Annotated in this window: 18 protein-coding genes, 1 tRNA gene and 1 pseudogene; 14 read left to right on the forward strand and 6 right to left on the reverse strand. The window is 67.7% G+C overall.

Features of this window, described 5'->3' with window-relative positions:
* The first annotated feature begins 30 nt into the window (after positions 1–30).
* Positions 31–840, forward strand: coding sequence for a hypothetical protein (locus ACMGDM_RS14705; RefSeq protein WP_436804875.1), 810 nt, complete (start codon positions 31–33; stop codon positions 838–840).
* 252 nt (positions 841–1,092) lie between these two features.
* Here the strand turns inward: ACMGDM_RS14705 and ACMGDM_RS14710 are convergent, their stop codons facing one another.
* The gene (locus ACMGDM_RS14710) at positions 1,093–1,719 is read right to left on the reverse strand and encodes a DNA-3-methyladenine glycosylase family protein (protein ID WP_436805159.1); all 627 of its coding nucleotides are present in this window, start codon (positions 1,717–1,719) and stop codon (positions 1,093–1,095) included.
* A gap of 54 nt (positions 1,720–1,773) precedes the next feature.
* Between ACMGDM_RS14710 and ACMGDM_RS14715 the strand changes: the two genes are divergently transcribed.
* Positions 1,774–2,091 (forward strand): 2Fe-2S iron-sulfur cluster-binding protein, encoded by a 318-nt coding sequence (locus ACMGDM_RS14715; protein ID WP_436804876.1) that lies wholly within the window; start codon positions 1,774–1,776, stop codon positions 2,089–2,091.
* A gap of 161 nt (positions 2,092–2,252) precedes the next feature.
* On the opposite strand, the gene rlmB is transcribed toward ACMGDM_RS14715, so the two are convergent.
* The gene (gene rlmB, locus ACMGDM_RS14720; protein ID WP_436804877.1) at positions 2,253–3,002 is read right to left on the reverse strand and encodes a 23S rRNA (guanosine(2251)-2'-O)-methyltransferase RlmB; all 750 of its coding nucleotides are present in this window, start codon (positions 3,000–3,002) and stop codon (positions 2,253–2,255) included.
* Positions 3,003–3,217: 215 nt separating this feature from the next.
* On the opposite strand from rlmB, the gene ACMGDM_RS14725 reads away from it, so the two are divergent.
* The 4 genes from ACMGDM_RS14725 (at position 3,218) to ACMGDM_RS14740 (ending at position 8,284) form a co-directional block, all read left to right on the forward strand.
* Positions 3,218–3,303 (forward strand) — tRNA-Tyr (locus ACMGDM_RS14725).
* A gap of 101 nt (positions 3,304–3,404) precedes the next feature.
* Positions 3,405–3,659: an Arm DNA-binding domain-containing protein gene (locus tag ACMGDM_RS14730; RefSeq protein WP_436805160.1), complete on the forward strand. Its 255-nt coding sequence runs from the start codon at positions 3,405–3,407 to the stop codon at positions 3,657–3,659.
* Positions 3,660–4,172: 513 nt separating this feature from the next.
* Positions 4,173–7,256 (forward strand): TonB-dependent receptor, encoded by a 3,084-nt coding sequence (locus ACMGDM_RS14735; protein ID WP_436804878.1) that lies wholly within the window; start codon positions 4,173–4,175, stop codon positions 7,254–7,256.
* Entirely contained in the window at positions 7,256–8,284 is a 1,029-nt protein-coding gene (locus ACMGDM_RS14740) for a phytase (RefSeq protein ID WP_436804879.1), read from the forward strand. Before ACMGDM_RS14735 ends, ACMGDM_RS14740 begins: the two co-directional genes overlap by 1 nt.
* Before the next feature lie 78 nt (positions 8,285–8,362).
* On the opposite strand, the gene ACMGDM_RS14745 is transcribed toward ACMGDM_RS14740, so the two are convergent.
* Positions 8,363–8,662 (reverse strand): GNAT family N-acetyltransferase, encoded by a 300-nt coding sequence (locus tag ACMGDM_RS14745; protein ID WP_436804880.1) that lies wholly within the window; start codon positions 8,660–8,662, stop codon positions 8,363–8,365.
* On the opposite strand from ACMGDM_RS14745, the gene ACMGDM_RS14750 reads away from it, so the two are divergent.
* Positions 8,591–8,785: a hypothetical protein gene (locus tag ACMGDM_RS14750; RefSeq protein WP_436805188.1), complete on the forward strand. Its 195-nt coding sequence runs from the start codon at positions 8,591–8,593 to the stop codon at positions 8,783–8,785. The two genes, ACMGDM_RS14745 and ACMGDM_RS14750, sit on opposite strands and share 72 nt — an antisense overlap.
* A gap of 1,054 nt (positions 8,786–9,839) precedes the next feature.
* On the opposite strand, the gene ACMGDM_RS14755 is transcribed toward ACMGDM_RS14750, so the two are convergent.
* A complete protein-coding gene (locus tag ACMGDM_RS14755; RefSeq protein WP_436804881.1) occupies positions 9,840–10,298 on the reverse strand; it encodes a hypothetical protein in 459 nt (152 codons plus the stop codon).
* A gap of 41 nt (positions 10,299–10,339) precedes the next feature.
* On the opposite strand from ACMGDM_RS14755, the gene ACMGDM_RS14760 reads away from it, so the two are divergent.
* Positions 10,340–10,450, forward strand: coding sequence for a VOC family protein (locus tag ACMGDM_RS14760; RefSeq protein WP_436804882.1), 111 nt, complete (start codon positions 10,340–10,342; stop codon positions 10,448–10,450).
* An 83-nt stretch (positions 10,451–10,533) separates the two neighbouring features.
* Positions 10,534–10,821, forward strand: coding sequence for a VOC family protein (locus tag ACMGDM_RS14765; protein ID WP_436804883.1), 288 nt, complete (start codon positions 10,534–10,536; stop codon positions 10,819–10,821).
* A gap of 32 nt (positions 10,822–10,853) precedes the next feature.
* Here the strand turns inward: ACMGDM_RS14765 and ACMGDM_RS14770 are convergent, their stop codons facing one another.
* Complete coding sequence (locus ACMGDM_RS14770) at positions 10,854–11,258, reverse strand: LysR substrate-binding domain-containing protein (RefSeq protein WP_436804884.1); 405 nt, start codon at positions 11,256–11,258, stop codon at positions 10,854–10,856.
* A 118-nt stretch (positions 11,259–11,376) separates the two neighbouring features.
* Positions 11,377–11,715 (reverse strand): LysR family transcriptional regulator, encoded by a 339-nt coding sequence (locus tag ACMGDM_RS14775; RefSeq protein WP_436804885.1) that lies wholly within the window; start codon positions 11,713–11,715, stop codon positions 11,377–11,379.
* 312 nt (positions 11,716–12,027) lie between these two features.
* Here ACMGDM_RS14775 and ACMGDM_RS14780 point away from each other — a divergent pair, with 312 nt between their 5' ends.
* The 5 genes and pseudogenes from ACMGDM_RS14780 (at position 12,028) to ACMGDM_RS14800 (ending at position 15,728) form a co-directional block, all read left to right on the forward strand.
* Complete coding sequence (locus tag ACMGDM_RS14780; RefSeq protein ID WP_436805161.1) at positions 12,028–12,531, forward strand: sigma-70 family RNA polymerase sigma factor; 504 nt, start codon at positions 12,028–12,030, stop codon at positions 12,529–12,531.
* Entirely contained in the window at positions 12,521–13,162 is a 642-nt protein-coding gene (locus ACMGDM_RS14785) for an NrsF family protein (RefSeq protein ID WP_436804886.1), read from the forward strand. Before ACMGDM_RS14780 ends, ACMGDM_RS14785 begins: the two co-directional genes overlap by 11 nt.
* 108 nt (positions 13,163–13,270) lie before the next feature.
* Positions 13,271–13,852, forward strand: coding sequence for a DUF308 domain-containing protein (locus ACMGDM_RS14790; RefSeq protein ID WP_436804887.1), 582 nt, complete (start codon positions 13,271–13,273; stop codon positions 13,850–13,852).
* A 120-nt stretch (positions 13,853–13,972) separates the two neighbouring features.
* Positions 13,973–15,354, forward strand: a pseudogene (locus tag ACMGDM_RS14795) (FAD-containing oxidoreductase).
* On the forward strand, positions 15,351–15,728 hold the full coding sequence (locus ACMGDM_RS14800; RefSeq protein WP_436804888.1) for an aspartate/glutamate racemase family protein: 378 nt from the start codon (positions 15,351–15,353) through the stop codon (positions 15,726–15,728). The pseudogene ACMGDM_RS14795 and the gene ACMGDM_RS14800 overlap by 4 nt, the downstream one beginning before the upstream one ends.
* Positions 15,729–15,731: the final 3 nt, after the last annotated feature.

Genomic DNA, 15,731 nt, shown 5'->3' on the forward strand with positions numbered 1-15,731 from the left:
GCTGATGACGCCGGGAAGAAGGGAACGGTGATGCCCTATCGTCGCGCGCACTGGATGGTCGTGCTGTTGCTGCCGCTGATCCTGCTGGCCTTCTGGCCAGCCTATTTCGGCGCGCTAAGCGCCGCGCCACTGGCGCTCCACGCGCACGGACTGAGCGCGACCTTGTGGCTGACGCTGCTGGCGGTGCAATCATGGTCGATCCACGACCGCCGCCTCGCGCTCCACCGCGCCGCCGGAGTGATGGTGTTCGCGCTGGTGCCGCTGTTCGCCGGCGCGAGCCTTGCCGCGGTTCAGGGCAACGTGACGCTGTTCGCCGCGGCGAGCGATCCGTTTCACGCCACCTTCGGGGCGCGGCTGGCGCTGGTGGATCTGGTCGCGCTCGTCACCTTCGTCGCGCTGGTCCGGCAGGCGCTGCTCCGGCGACGCCAGGTGCGCGCGCATGGCGCCGCGATGCTGGCCACCGCGCTGCTGGTGCTGCCGCCGATCCTCGGGCGCCTGTTCCCCGTGCTGCCGGGATTCTTCGACTGGAACGTGGCGGGGCATCGCGGCTTCGCCCTCTCGTTCCAGCTGGCGATGCTGAGCGCGACGCTCGGCGCGCTGGCGCTGTACCGCAGCGAGCACGCGCGCGCGTTCGTTGCGGTGGCCCTGTCGCTCGGGATCCAGGCGATCGGGTTCGAGACGCTCGGCGCCAGTGCGGCATGGGCGAACGCGGCGCGCGCGCTGCTGGCGGTACCCGCGCCCCTGCTGTTCGCGCTCGCCGCGCTCGCCGCGGCAGGGGCGCTCGCCGAGGGCTGGTGGCGGGTGCCGCCGCGCGCGCGACCGCGACCCAGCATGGCGTAGCCCGCGATCCCGCGCGACGCGCTGTCCTACGACGGCGCGGTCGTGGCAAGGTGGCGGCGGCTCTGTCTCATCGTCGGTGCTTACGGGATGCGCGCGCCCGCGCGGGCGGCCGCGCGTCCGCCGTTGATGCGGCGATGCCGCGCAACACGCGGTGGCGCCGCTCGACGCTCATCGCCCGTGTCTCAACTTTCTCAACATTCGCGCCACGGTCGTGAGCGGACCGCCGCCATTCCAACGGCTTGGCCGTCGCACTCACACCGGGGCGGCGTCGGCGCCCGCGCCATAATGATGCCAGGCAAAGATCGCCGCCGCGCCACGATGCGGGCGCCATGGTTCGGCGAGCGCGCGGGTGCGCTTCTCGCTCGGTCGCTCCTCCAGCCCGAGGATGCGGCCGACCTCGATCTGCACCGCCAGATCGCCCGCCGGCCAGATATCGCCGCGTCCCTCCGCGAACAGCAGATACACCTCGGCGGACCAGCGCCCGATCCCCTTGACCGCGACGAGCTGTGCGATCGCCGCCTCGTCGTCCTGCGGCAGCGCGTCGAGGTCGAGCGTGCCGCTGGTCACCTGCTCGGCGAGGCTGCGCGCGTAGCTCGTCTTCTGCCGCGAGAAGCCGCACGCGCGCAATTGCTCGTCGCCGAGCGCGGCGACCAGCGCCGGATCGCCGGGATCGCCCAGCTCGGCGAGCTTGCGCCACACCGCGTCGGCGGCGCGCACGCTCACCTGCTGGCCGAGGATCGTGCGCAGCAGCGTGGCATAGCCGGTGGCGCGCTGCCGCGGCGCGGGATAGCCGACGCGGTCGAGCGCGGCGGCGAAGGCGGGTTCAATCGCGGCCAGCGCGTCCAGCCCGGCGGTGAGCGCAGCGGCGCTCAGCCCCATTGCGCGACCCCGGCGCAAGCGGCATGGATCGGACGATTTTCGGTGGAGACCAGCATGCCCAAGCTTATCGTCGAGACGCGCGCGGGGGAAGAACGCGAGATCGACGGCGCCGCCGGTCTCTCCGTGATGGAGGTGATCCGTGAGGCGGGGATCGACGAGATCCTGGCGCTGTGCGGCGGCTGCTGCAGCTGCGCCACCTGCCATGTCCATGTCGATCCCGCCTTTGTCGCGTTGCTGCCGCCGATGGGGCAGGACGAGGACGACCTGCTCGACGCCACCAGCGACCGCGACTCGACCTCGCGGCTGTCGTGCCAGATCGAGTTCGGCCCGGCGCTCGACGGGTTGCGCGTGCGCGTCGGCGCGGAGGACTGAGCGATCCCGGATAGGCCCAGCGCGGCGACGCGAAGCGTTGAAGAATGGGTTGGTTCACGCGGAGAGGCGGAGGCGTAGGGCGCTGCCGAGCGCGCTCCGTCTCTGCGCCTCCGCGCCTGCGCGTGAACGAATGTCCCTCGCGTCCTCGCGTGAAACGAACCTCAGCCGCCCCGCGCCGCCGCCGCGTAGAGCGCGATCGCGGCGGCGTTGGAAACGTTGAGGCTCTCCACCTTGGCCGAGATCGGCAGCCGCGCCAGCTCGTCGCAATGCGCCTCGGTGTTCTGGCGCATGCCCTCGCCCTCGGCGCCCAGCACGATCGCGGCGCGTTGCGCGCCCATCGCCTCCGCCAGCGTCTGGGTGGCATGACCGGTGAGGCCGATGCGCCAGAAGCCCGCCTCGCCGATCTCGTCGAGTGCGCGCGCCAGATTGACCACGCGCACCCACGGCACGGTCTCGAGCGCGCCCGAGGCGGCGCGTGCCAGCGCGCCCGATTCGGGCGGCGCGTGACGGTCCTGCGTGACGATGCCGAGCGCGTCGAACGCCGCGGCGGAGCGCAGGATCGCGCCGACGTTGTGCGGGTCGGTCACCTGGTCGAGCACGACGAGAGGGCGCTGGTCGTCGCGACCCTCCTCAAGCAGGTCGCCGAGCCACACGTCCTCGAGGGGGTCGACCTCGGCCACTAGCCCCTGGTGCGGCGCGTCGGCGGGAACGAGCCGGCCGAGATCGGGCGCCTCGGCGAAGACGACCGGCAGCACCGGCGGCAGGTCGAGCGCGGCGAGCGCCTCGCGCGTGCCCCAGACCTTGCGCACGGTACGCGCCGGATTGGCGAGCGCCGCCAGCACCGGATGGCGCCCCCACAGCCGCGTGCGGTTGCCCTGCTGCTGACTGGGGCGATGCCCGCGCCGCGCCATCAGCCGCGGCTCCTGCAGCGGACGGTGGAGAAGACGAGCGAGCGACGCGACATGACGATGAGGCTTTCCGACGATGGGGGCGTGGCGCGGACGCTATGCGCGCCGACGCCGCGACGCAACCGCCCGCAACGGTATGCGACGGGGGCAACGGAAGGCGTTGACAGCGCGGCGCGGCGCGGGCATTGGGCGCCCTCGCTTTCGACAGCGCCGCTCGTGGAAGGGTGGCCGAGTGGTTAAAGGCAGCAGACTGTAAATCTGCCCACGCAAGTGTACGCTGGTTCGAATCCAGCCCCTTCCACCACAACCCGATGTCAGCTGGCCCCCGTCGCCGCCATTCCCGGCCACGTTCCCGCGGCTTGACGGGTCGTTTCCAGTCCCACCGACGCTCAACATTTCTTCGCGCTGCCCAGCGGCTATCGCTCCTGGCGCTGGCGGTATCGTTTAGGCGGCAAGGAGAAGCTGCTCACCTTCGCCCCCGTTCCCGAGATCTCGCTGGCGCGAGCACGTCAGCTGCGCGAGGACGCCGCGCGCAAGCTGCGGGCGAATATCGATCCGTCGATAAGTAAACGCCAGCGCGTCACCGCGGACTTCGCCGAGACTCAGGTACCCTGCGAGCGGGTCACAGCTGTCTCGCAAGGTCGGACGCAGCCCGGGTAACCTGGCGCGCTACGTCGCCCGCGGCGCGCCGCGGCGGTTTCCCGACGTCGGCAAACAGCCTGCATGTTCTGCGGCATGTGTAAAGCGGCGCCTTTTCAGCCCTATATACTTTTGCCCTGTTTCAGTCTCTCAGCGCGGTATAACTTGAAAAGCCATCAACGGTGAAAGTGGCCCAGATTAGCGGTATGTCAAAAGCGCTCTTTGCCCAGCATGATACTAACTATGTAGTAGCAGGATACCGCTGCAGTATTTTATCAGTATGTCGAGGTAGCATATTTGGCGACTAGTGCATCGGCGAGGGATACATGCGTGCGGATGGCATTCATCCTTGCCGCGAACGCGCCTCGAAGCGTGCAGTAGCAGCAATCTTACGGCAGGAGGCGCAAGCGCTCACGCACTCCTGCTTGTCACGTAATCTTCATCTTCACGTCATGCGATCGTAGCGGGCCGCACCTAGGCGGCGGCTCAGACACGTGAACCGATAACGATCACGTGGGTTCGGGGGATCGCTACGTGACATACTTCCGTCGTCGCCGCGCCAGCGGCGGTTCGCTCGCGCGCCTGCTGCTCGCGGGTTGCGGTTGCGCCGCATTGGCCGCTCGGGCGGCCGCGGCGGCGCCTCTCGATACAGCCGTTGTCAGCGCGCCTGCGGGCGCGCCCGGCCGTGTCGACGGTACCGTAACTCAGGCGAACGGCGAGTATCTCGACGGCGCCTCGGTGACGATCCCCGCGCTCGGCCGCGCCACGGTAGTGGACCGCTCGGGGCGCTACGAACTGACGAACCTGCCCTCGGGCACGCACGAGCTGGTGGTGCGCTACGTCGGCTTCCCGGACCAGCGACTGAGCGTGACCATCACCGACCAGCCGGTCGTCCTTGACGTTCGCTTCGGCACGGGCGACACCGGCGCGAACCTCCCCGCGGACGCGGCCGGCGGGGACGACATCGTCGTGACCGCCTCGCGCCCGATCGCGGAATCCGAGGCCGCCGCGCTCCAGATCCAGCGCACCAGCCCGTCGCTCGTCTCGGTCGTCGCTTCCGACGCGGTCGGGCGCCTGCCCGACCAGAACATCGCGCAGGCGGTCAGTCGCCTGCCCGGCGTCGCGGTGCAGCGCGATCAAGGCCAGGCGCGCTACATCAACCTGCGCGGCGCGCCGATCAACTGGACCACCCTGTCGTTCGACGGCATCAACGTGGTGAGCCCGGAAGGTCGCGACGCGCGCTTCGACTCGATCCCATCGGCGATCGCGTCGCAGATCATCGTGCGCAAGGCCGTGACCCCCGATATGACGGGCGAGACGATCGCGGGCAACGTCGACATCATCACCCGTTCGGCGTTCGACTATCCCGCGTTTCGCGTACAGGCGAAGGGTGGTGTCGGCCACGTCGAGCTGGGTGGCAAGACCGAGTATGAAGCATCGCTGGTTATCGCCGACCGCTTCAATACCAGCATCGGCGAGTTCGGCATCGTCTCGTCGGGCAGCCTGTATCGCCGCGGGATGGTGACCGACAATTTCGAGACCGATTTCGAGGCGGTGGGCGAGGATCGCCGACCCGGGTTCGAGAACCGCATCTGGGCGCGCGAGACCGAGAACAAGCTCTACCGGCTGGTGCGAAAGAACTACTCGCTGTCGACGCGGCTCGACTGGCGCCCGAACGACGGCAACTCGCGGCTGTTCTTCGAGACTATCTATTCGGCTTTCCAGGACGACGAGCAGCGTAGCAATTATATCTTCGACCTCGACGACCAGCAATCGCGCACGCCGTCCGGCTCCGCGCCTTGCGCGGTGAACGCTACGCCGGCGCGAAATACGACCGGCTACGCCGATATCTGCACCGGCAACACGCCGCTCGCCGGCACGGTCTACGGCATCGATCTGAACTCCAACTTCACGGTGCGCGCGTACAAACAGTCGGTGTTCACCAACACGCTGGGCGGCGACCACACGATCGGCGACTGGAAGGTCGCGTGGCGCGGCAATTACACACGCTCGATCGACGATCGCACGCAGCCGGCGCAGCTTAATTATGACAGCCCAAGCTTCGGCACCAACGGCGCGAACGCGGCCAATCGCCTGACCGTTGGCTACGACCTAACAGACCGGCAACTCGCGCGCGTCCAGCTGTTCCGCACGATCCGCAATGGCGACGGCACCTTGTCCCGCGGCGACCGCGTCACCGCGATCGAGGACTTCCCGCGCACGCTGAGCCGGCTGCGCTCGCTCGACGCGAAAGACGTGACCGAAGCGTACACCGCCAAGCTAGACGTGTCGCGCGAGCTCGATCTCGGCCGAGTGCCGGTCACCATCGCCGCAGGCCTGCGATACGACGATCGCGCCAAGACCTCGAACGAGTATCTGCTCGACATCAACAGCGCGGCGCTGTTCGCCGCAGCCGGCATCCCGACCGGCTTCTCGGCGATTGCGATCCCTGGCGGGTTCCAGGGCGAGATCCCGCTCGGCTACACCTTCCAGTATTTCGGCCGCGACAAGATCCTCGGCCTGGTCGATCGCGCCAGCACCGCGGCACCGTATGATTTCGTCACTGCCAACTTCTACAACGTCAAGGAGAAGGTCTACGCAGGTTACGCGATGGTGACCGCGACGACCGATTGGGGCAGCATTATCGGCGGCGCGCGCGTCGAGCATATCCGTAACGACAGCCGCGCCTTCGCGATCAACACCGCCACCAACATCGCCACCCCGGTCAAGGTCGGGAGCGACCAGACGCTCGTCTACCCTGGCCTTCACTTCAACTGGGACGTCAACGCACAGATGAAGGCGCGGCTGTCGTTCAACACCGGCGCGGCGCGCCCCGACTATGATCAGCTCCGCCCCAATCTGTCGTTCAACGACGCCAACCAGACGATTTCGGGCGGAAACCCCGATGCCAAGCCTGAGAAGGCACGCGGCGTCGACCTGTACGTCGAATATTACACCATGCCGCGCGGGTTCCTGTCAGTCGGCGTCTTCTACAAGGACGTGAAGGACGTGCTGTTCGACACCGCGCAGACATTCGGGCGCAACACCTTGAACGCCGGCGGCGTCGACCGTTCGCAATACACCTACGCGACGATCGCCAACGGCGGCGACGGCTACATCCTGGGGCTTGAGGCGGCGATCCAGCAGCAATTGGAGCCGTTCGTCACTGATCTGGGACTACCCGACTGGATGGGCGGCTTCGGCGTGCAGCTCAACACCACGCTCAACAAAAGCCGGTCGGAAACGCCTGACGGTCGCCGCATCCGCCTGCCCGGCACCTCGGACGCAGTGTACAATCTGATCGGCTACTACGAGAAATACGGCTTCTCCGCGCGCGTGTCGTACCAGAACCGCTCGCCGTGGATCGACGCGATCGGGTCGTTCGGCCCGGTAAACGGCGTCACCCGCGGCATCGATGGCGGTGACTTCTATTGGGCGCAGGACGACGAGCTCGACGCCAGCGTCCGCTACGCGATCACGCCCAACATCGAGATCTACGGCGATTTCGCCAATCTGCTCAACGGCCCCGGTCGCCGCTTCGTCGGGCAGGACCGGTACACGATCGAGCATGAGACGTTCGGGCGCCGCTACACCGGCGGCGTGCGGGTGACCTTCTGATGCGGCGCCGGCCGCTCGGCGTCGCGCTTCTGCTGGCGGGGTGCGCCACGCCGGCCGCGTCGCCGTCGGTGCAGAACGTCGCGGTGCCCGCGGTCGTGGAAACCGAGCCGGTGGCCAGTACCGACGATGCCGCCGACGACCCTGCGATCTGGCGCAACCGCCGCGATCCCACGCTCAGCCTGGTGGTCGCGACCGACAAGCAGGCGGGAATTCACGTCTACGACCTCGCGGGCAAGAGGCTCAGCTACACGCCCGCGCCACGGCTCAACAACGTCGACCTGCGCGAGGTCGGCGGCCGGATCCTCGTCGCCGCCAGCGACCGCGCGGACGAGGGCCAGGCTCATGTCTCGCTGTTCGAACTAGACCCGGCGACGGCGCGGCTGCGCGCGCTCCATCGCGCCCCCATCGGCGCGGGCGAGGCGTACGGCATGTGCCTGTGGCGGCGCGCGCGCGACGCCGCGCTGTTCGGGTTCGTGGTGCTGAAGGACGGTCGGATCGATCAGGTATCGATCGATGCGAGCGCGACGGGAACGCCGGCCGTGCGCATCGTGCGGTCGATGAGGCTCGGGAGCCAGTCGGAAGGGTGCGTCGTCGACGATCGCACCGGCCAGCTCTACGTCGCGGAAGAGGATGTCGGGCTGTGGCGCTTCGACGCAGATCCCGCTGCGCCGACCACGCCGACCCCGATCGCGCGGGCCGACGGACGCACGCTCGTCGCCGATGCCGAAGGGCTGGCACTCGCGCCCGCGGGTAGGCGCGGCGGCTATCTCGTCGTGTCCAGCCAGGGCGACAACGCCTACACGCTCTATCGCCTGCCGGACGTCAGCTACGCCGGACGCTTCCAGATCACGGGCGGCGCGATCGACGGCACCAGCGAAACCGACGGCATCGATGTGACGCTGGGTGATTTCGGCCCGGCATTTCCCGGCGGGCTGATGGTGGCGCAGGACGGCGACAACGCGCCGGCCACGCAGAACTTCAAGTATGTCAGCTGGGCCGCGGTGCGCGGCGCGCTCCGCCTGCGCTGATCGAAAGCCGCGATCATGACCTACCCTCCCACCCATTCCCACGAACGATCGAATATCGGGAAAGCAGGCGGGCGATGACTATCGAGCGAGCGACTTCGACATTAGGTAGTTGTGGATCGCAACACCGTCGATGGTTACATCATTTCGACCGTCCATGGTAAAACCTCGACGCTCAAAGAGTCGACGTGCGCCTTCGCTCGCTTCCACAAACAAGGTTACGATCCCAGCTCGAATCGCGGCGCTTTCCAGAGCTGCATAGATCGCAGAGCCGACGCCAGTTCCTACCACGTCGAAGCGACAATATAGATGGTCGATATGACCGTTGGGTCCGAGATCACCGTAGCCAGCGATCCTGCCGTCATCGCCTTCAGCAACCATAAATATCCGGCCGACCGCTTGTTCAACATAGCGTTCGGCGTCTGGCTTGGATGGACTTCAAACAGCTACCTGCTCCGGCGAATAGTCGCTGATTGCCGCGTGGTGCACCGACATATGAAATAGGTCCGCGAGCGCGCTCGCGTCTTTCGGCTCAAACACCCGGATCAACATGCACCGATCATATTTCCAAACTGAATTCGGCAAAGGTTGCTTCCCGATAACGAAACAGTGATGGAAGGACGACGGCGCTGATCGCCGGGTCGGTTGATCTGCCGCCCAGTCACATCCTTCATCACGTTGCCTCCGTTTGATCTGGCGCGCTCCGATTGATGATAGCCCGGCGCATGACCGCTATCAGTGGAATGCGGACCGCGCCCCTTCGGGGACGCATACTCAGGGCCATCATAGCGCGGCTCATATCCTCAGCGTCATCTGACGTCACCTGAGCAGCGCCCCTCGAAGACCAAGGTTGGCGTGCGCCCGGGCCAGATGTGCGGCACCACGGTCTCTCGAACCTTCAAGTCAGGGATCGTTATTTCGAAACTGGTCATGTTGTAATGGATGGGGCCGTACCCCTTCAACGAAGCCGAGCTAATCGATACTGCCATCGTTGCCGGCTCAAAGAACCTGCTTATTACCGTCATCAGACGCTTTTCTCGATCAACGGAAATTGTAAATTCATTTTGCTCAACGTCCTGATTAACATAGCATTTAAGGATAATGGGGACTGAGGCCGTGCTGTCGTGAACAAGGCGCGCGGGAAGTGTCACAGCAGGTATCATCTGCGTCCCCGATGTTCACAAGCCGCTTAGAGGCTTTCGCCGGTCGCTTGGGCACCGAAGTATCGCACCATGAACGCAGACGAACAAGCAACCACTTCCGCGATAGCGTATGTCGTTCCGGGCAGCCGGTATTGGGGCGGAAGCGTACGGTGCGTTCTAGAGCTGCGGCCGGTCCTCCGCTCCCCCCCCTCCCCCCCCAATCGGACCTGGCCTGAACCGCGCCATTGATCGATTTAGTGGCGGTACGTTTTAGGTATGCCTCTAGCGGACCGGCCATAATCGAGCGGCTACGGAGTTACGGGAAGCTCTGCACAAAGGCACGAAGATCCGCCAGCAGCAGATCGGGCTGTTCGAGCGCCGCGAAATGGCCGCCACGTTCCATCTCCGTCCACCACTCAATCCTGTAGCTTTGCTCTGCGAGCGAGCGCGGCGGAAGCGGGAAGACCGGGTCGGGAAACGCCGCGAACCCCGTGGGAACGGTGACGCGCGAGCCGGCCGGGAAAACATGGGAGCCTTCCAGGACGCCCGCGATAGAGCCAGGTCGAGGTGACGAACGATCGGGGCGCCACGTAGAGCATGATGTTGGTGAGGAGTAGATTCTCGTCGAAGGCAGCCCATAGGTCGGGACGGCCGGCGTCGTAGCGAGGAACGTCCGCCCAAACGCCGAACTTCTCGAGGATCCAGGCGGCGACACCAACCGGGCTGTCCGACATGGCGATGCCGAGCATCTGAGGGCGGGTGCTTTGCTCGAGAAAGTAGCCGCGCTCCTCCTCGGCCAGCTTGCTGACGCGCTCCGCCCAAGCCTTCTCTTCGGTGGTTTCAGGATCAACGCCGTCCGCCTGCGCGGTGATCATCCGACCCTGTCACCCGCGGCATCAACCACATCGGCATCACCGTGCCCGATATCGCCGCCGCTTTGTCCTTTCTGTCGAAGGCGTTCGACGGACAGCTGATCTACCAGTCGTTCGGCCCGCAGGATCCGCCGCGGCAAGGGCCCGACCTTTAACGTGCGGTCGACGCCTTTCCCGGAACGGTCGTGCGCGCAGGCAATGGTGAAGATCGGCACCGGACCCGATTGAATTGTTCGAGATGCACGCTCCCGAACAGGCCGCGCCGGTACGGGCGAGCGATTTCGGCATCACCCATTTCGCGCTGTACACCGACGACATCGGCGCGGCGGTCGCGCGCTTCGAGCGGGCCGGCGGCACACCGCTGACGGCACCGCGCGCCATCCCCTATGCGACCGAGCGGGGGACCGGAAACAAGGTGTGCTACTGCCGGACGCCCTGGGGCACGATGGTCGAGTTCATCACCACGCCGGATTGGATGCCCTACCATGACCAGACCGACCTACGCCGGTGGCAGGACGGTGACTGAGCAGGCACGAAGGTGCTCGCGCTATCGTCGGATCACGGCAACACCGCCCGGAGATGCGAGTCGACGACCCGGATGAAGGCGCGCAGGCGCTCCAAATGCTTCAGATCGCGATGGTAGCCCATCCAGATGTCGCGACTGGGCGGCTCCGCCGGCAGGTCGATGCGGCGCAGTCCCGGCACCTGGGTGCCGACCGCGGGAGGGAGCACGGCGATGCCGACGCCTTGGCGGCACAGATGCGACTGCACGTTCCTGTTGTTCGACCGCACGATCGGCGCCGCATTGGGGAAGCTCGCCTTGAGCCATTCGATGTCGGGCAAATGCCCTGTGGAGGTGTCATGGGTGATCAGACGAAAGCCCGTGCCCTCGCCGAACACGGGCTCGCGCGCCGCCGCCGCGACGTACACACCATAGTTCAACCGGCTGAGCCGTCGCTGCACGATATCCGAGGTGTCGAAGGGGACGATGCGAAAAGGCGATGTCCGACTCGCGCTGCGCGAGGCTGAACAGGCGTGTGCCGGTGAGGATCTCGACGTCGACACCGCGATAGGCGCTCGTTCAATCGGCGACGATCGGGGGGAGGACATAGGCGCCGAACCAATCGGCCGAGGAGATGCGCAGCGCGCCGCGGAGCGCCTGCTCCTGCCCGGCGAGCCGTCGCTCGAGCGCCAGCGCGCCTTCCTCCATCTGCTCCGCCAGCGCCACGATGGCGCTCCCCTCCTCGGTCAGCACGAGGCCGTCGACGGTCCGCTGGAACAGGATCTGACCGGTCGCCTCCTTGAGCGCACGGAGGCGCCGCCCGACCGTAGGATGGCTGAGGCGCAGCGCCCGGGCCGCGCCGCCCAGCGTGCCCGATCGCATCACGGCCAGAAAGATGCGGACGTCGCTCCACTCCATCTCGGTCCTCCCACTGCACCCGCGACGTCGCACGCGGCCTCCTCTCATACGAGAGTCCGCCGCCTTTCAGTTCAACCCGGCCAAGGTGTGCACAGGCATCGCCGTGGCGTGGGGCATGACAGGCAAACTCCGCTCAAGCGACTGCTCGGAGAAGAAAAGATCGAGGTGGGTGACCGAGATCGCGCAGCGGACGAATAGCAGATCATGCGAACCGAGTTTCTCTCGAGACTGATCCACCGGTCGTCGCCCGGCGAGGCACGGGTCAGCCGCGAGCGACCGGCGCACACCGCGTTTGACGAGTGGGGCAAGCTGATGGCCGCCGCTCAGGACGGACACGGCGGTGCGTATCGGCGGCTGCTCGCGGAAACGTCGGCATGGCTGACGCGCTATTTCACGCGGCGACTGCCCCCTGGCGAGGTGGACGATGCCGTCCAGGAGACGCTGATGGCGGTGCATCGGCGGCGCCATACCTACGACCCGCGCTACCCGTTCGGACCGTGGCTCGCCGCGATCGCCAAGAACAAATGGGTCGACCAGCTGCGGAGCCTGGCGCGGCGCCCGGACGGCGAGCTGTCCGAGGACGTCTCGGTCGGCGACCACGAGGCGTCGGTGGTCAGCACCTCCGTGCTCGCCACCCTGCTCGAGGCGCTCCGCCCGGCGCAGGCCCAGGCGATCCTGCTGGTGAAGGTGCAGGGCTATAGCGTCGAGGAGGCCTCGTCGCGGATCGGCCTGTCGCCCTCGGCCGTGAAGATGAACATCCACCGTGGCCTCGCCCGCCTAACCGCCTTGATCGAGAAGACCTCCGATGTCGAATGACGCCCTGATCGCCGCGCTCTCGTCCGACCTCGCGCCCGTCCGGCGCCGCAGCGTCGTGCGCGAGGGCGCGCTCCTCCTCGCGCTGTGCGGGATGGAACTGGCGCTGTTCCTGGCCATGGGCGCCATGCGGCCGGACATGAACCACGCGGCAGACTCGCCCTATCTGATGTGGCGGGTGGGAAGCCTCGCGCTCCTCGCCGTGGTGGCCTGCGCGGTGGCGATCCGCTCCTTCTCGCCCGCGGCGCGGACGCGACCGGGCCTGACGCTCGCCGGCGCGCTCGCGGCCGCGGCGCTCGTCGGGGGCGTGTTCGTCACGCCCTCGGGAGCGGCGCACCGCGCGCTGCTCGACCGTATCGATCCGGCGAGCGGGATCATATGCGCCACGTCGATCGTCGTGCTCTCGCTGCCGGTCATGGCATTGCTTGCCGCGCTGATGCGACGCGCCGCGCCGGCCCAGCCGCTGATCAGTGCGCTCGCAGCCGGCCTAGCGGCGGGGTCCTGCGGTGCGTTCGTCTTCGCCTTCTGCTGCCCCTTCAACGACCCACTCTACGCGGTGGTCTGGTACAGCACCGGGTGCGGTGCCGTGACCGCCGCGGCGCGATGGTGTCTGCCGCGGCGCTTCCGCCTCTGACCTGATGTGCCGCGGCCAGCCTGGCCGCCTCGATCGCCACGACCGTCACCGATCAACTCGGTTTGCCGGGAGCGAAGACGCACGCCCTCACCCCAGAAGGAACCTGCCATGACGACTACTGCCGATGTGAACGCGCCCGACCTGAACTGGCTCAGGACCTATTATTACCTGCGTTTCACGGTAGCTGCCGCCTGGGTCGCGCTGGCTTTCACGATCGCCGGCACGATGCCCGCGCTCGCCGCCGCGATGCTCATCGCCTACCCCGCCTGGGACGCGCTGGCGAACTGCCTCGACGCCGCGCGGAGCGGCGGCCTTGCGCGCAACAAGAGCCAGATGCTCAACTTTGCGGTGAGCGCCGTGACCGCGATCGCGGTCGCGGCGACCCTGCCGCACGGGCCGCACGCGGTCCTGCAGGTCTTTGGCGCCTGGGCGGTCCTGTCCGGTCTGTTCCAGCTCGCCACCGGCGTGCGACGCTGGAAAACCTATGGCGCGCAATGGGCGATGATCCTGAGCGGCGCGCAGTCCGGCCTCGCCGGTGGGCATATGCTGAGCAAGGCCGCGGGCCCGGCCGCGGTCGGCATCGCCGACATCGCACCCTATGCCGCCTTCGGCGCCTTCTACTTCCTCGTCTCGGCGGTGTCGCTGACGGTCAGCGCCGCACGCCGCCGCGCGAAGGTTGCCGCCGCCTGAGCGGTCTCCCCTCCATGACGTGCGCCTTAGCCTCGTCTGATTGCGAACATGCCCGCCTCGCGCGGGCCCACCACCTCTGCCACAAGGCTCAGCGCTTCACTCGATCAAGGTACGCATAGCATGCGGAGCTTCGACGCCATCATCATCGGTGCCGGCCAGGCCGGGCCGGCCGTCGCCGCCAGGCTCAGCGCCGCGGGCCAGACCGTCGCCATCATCGAGCGACATTGCGTCGGCGGTACCTGCGTCAACACCGGCTGCCGGCCGACCAAGGCCCTGGTCGCCAGCGCCTACGCGCTCCACACCGCCCGACGCGGCGCGGACTATGGCTTCACCGCCGCCTCCGTCGCCGTTGACATGGGCGCGGTGGCCGCGCGCGCGGCGGCCGTCATCCAAGACGGCCGCCGTGGCAACGAGGCGTGGCTCTCCGGCCTGACCGGCGTCGAGCTGATCCGCGGCCACGCCCGATTCGTGTCCGCCGACAACGTGGCGGTGCGAGCGAGCGCCTGACCGCGCCGCGCATCTTCATCAACGTCGGCGGTCGCGCGACCGTCCCGAGACTGCCGGGCATCGGCGAGGTCCCGTTCCTGACCAACACCGGCATGGTCGCGCTCGACACGCTGCCCCGCCACCTGGTGGTGATCGGCGGCAGCTATATCGGGCTGGAGTTCGCGCAGATGTACCGCCGCTTCGGCGCGGCGGTGACGATCGTCGAGCGCATGGACCGGCTGATCGCGCGCGAGGACGAGGACGTCTCCACGGCGGTGCGCACGATCCTTGAGGCCGAGGGCATCACCGTGCGGACCGGCGCGGACTGCATCGGCTTCGCGCGCCAGGGTGACGGGGTCGCGGTGCGCGTCGACTGTGCCACCGACGCGTCGCCACTGCGCGCCAGCCACGTGCTGGTGGCGGTGGGCCGGAGGCCGAACACGGACGATCTCGGGCTCGAGGCAGCCGGCGTCGCGGTCGACCCGCGCGGTTACATCATCGTCGACGACCACCTGGAGACCAGCACTCCCGGCATCTGGGCGCTCGGTGACTGCAACGGGCGCGGCGCCTTTACCCACACGGCTTACAATGATTTCGGGATCGTCGCGGCCAACCTGCTCGATAGCGAGGACCGGCGCGTCAGCCAGCGTCTGCCCGGCTATGCGCTCTACATCGATCCCCCGCTCGCCCGCGTCGGCCTGACCGACGCGCAGGCACTTGCGACAGGTCGGCCGCTGCTGCGCGCGACGCGGCCGATGACGCGTGTCGGCCGTGCGGTCGAGAAAGGCGAGACGCAGGGCTTCATGAAGGTCGTCGCCGACGCGGAGACGCGACGCGTGCTCGGCGCGGCGATCCTCGGCACCGGCGGCGACGAGGCGATCCACGGCCTGCTCGACATGATGAACGCCGACCAACCGATCGAGCGGCTCCGTTGGGCGGTGCCGATCCATCCTACCATGTCGGAACTGATCCCGACGCTGTTGCTCGACCTCGAACCCTGGAACGGAGCGGCATGATGCGCATGATCGGCCTGATCGGCGGGATGAGCTGGGAGAGCTTCTACAAGGGGCGGCTGCGCGACGCCTTCGGGCTGGAGGTGATCGTCCCCGAGGCGGCGGACCGCGCGACCGTGCACCGAATCATCTACGACGAACTGGTCGCCGGGCGGGTCGAGCCCGCCTCGCGCGCGGCCTTTGGGGCGGTGATCGCACGGCTGGTCGCGTCCGCCGCCGAGGCGGTGATCCTCGGCTGCACCGAGATCTTGATGCTGGTGGGCCAGGACGACAGCCCCGTGCCGATCTTCGACACCACCGCGCTCCATGCGGCCGCCGCGCTCGACCGCGCGCTGTCGGTCGAGCGCGACGACGAAGCGCGGCGGGCGATCGGATGAGCG

The sequence above is a fragment of the Sphingomonas larreae genome, from assembly GCF_051400595.1.
In the GTDB taxonomy this organism is placed as follows: Bacteria; Pseudomonadota; Alphaproteobacteria; order Sphingomonadales; family Sphingomonadaceae; genus Sphingomonas.

Excerpts from the sequence above, each read along its gene's own strand:
- ACMGDM_RS14715 (WP_436804876.1), top strand. The coding sequence starts at position 1,774 with ATGCCCAAGCTTATCGTCGAGACGCGCGCGGGGGAAGAACGCGAGATC.
- ACMGDM_RS14765 (WP_436804883.1), top strand. The coding sequence starts at position 10,534 with ATGCACGCTCCCGAACAGGCCGCGCCGGTACGGGCGAGCGATTTCGGC.
- ACMGDM_RS14800 (WP_436804888.1), top strand. The coding sequence starts at position 15,351 with ATGATGCGCATGATCGGCCTGATCGGCGGGATGAGCTGGGAGAGCTTC.
- ACMGDM_RS14755 (WP_436804881.1), bottom strand. The coding sequence starts at position 10,298 with ATGATCACCGCGCAGGCGGACGGCGTTGATCCTGAAACCACCGAAGAG.
- ACMGDM_RS14780 (WP_436805161.1), top strand. The coding sequence starts at position 12,028 with ATGGCCGCCGCTCAGGACGGACACGGCGGTGCGTATCGGCGGCTGCTC.
- ACMGDM_RS14740 (WP_436804879.1), top strand. The coding sequence starts at position 7,256 with ATGCGGCGCCGGCCGCTCGGCGTCGCGCTTCTGCTGGCGGGGTGCGCC.
- ACMGDM_RS14785 (WP_436804886.1), top strand. The coding sequence starts at position 12,521 with ATGTCGAATGACGCCCTGATCGCCGCGCTCTCGTCCGACCTCGCGCCC.
- rlmB (WP_436804877.1), bottom strand. The coding sequence starts at position 3,002 with ATGGCGCGGCGCGGGCATCGCCCCAGTCAGCAGCAGGGCAACCGCACG.
- ACMGDM_RS14710 (WP_436805159.1), bottom strand. The coding sequence starts at position 1,719 with ATGGGGCTGAGCGCCGCTGCGCTCACCGCCGGGCTGGACGCGCTGGCC.
- ACMGDM_RS14750 (WP_436805188.1), top strand. The coding sequence starts at position 8,591 with ATGGTCGATATGACCGTTGGGTCCGAGATCACCGTAGCCAGCGATCCT.
- ACMGDM_RS14790 (WP_436804887.1), top strand. The coding sequence starts at position 13,271 with ATGACGACTACTGCCGATGTGAACGCGCCCGACCTGAACTGGCTCAGG.
- ACMGDM_RS14775 (WP_436804885.1), bottom strand. The coding sequence starts at position 11,715 with ATGGAGTGGAGCGACGTCCGCATCTTTCTGGCCGTGATGCGATCGGGC.
- ACMGDM_RS14705 (WP_436804875.1), top strand. The coding sequence starts at position 31 with ATGCCCTATCGTCGCGCGCACTGGATGGTCGTGCTGTTGCTGCCGCTG.
- ACMGDM_RS14745 (WP_436804880.1), bottom strand. The coding sequence starts at position 8,662 with ATGGTTGCTGAAGGCGATGACGGCAGGATCGCTGGCTACGGTGATCTC.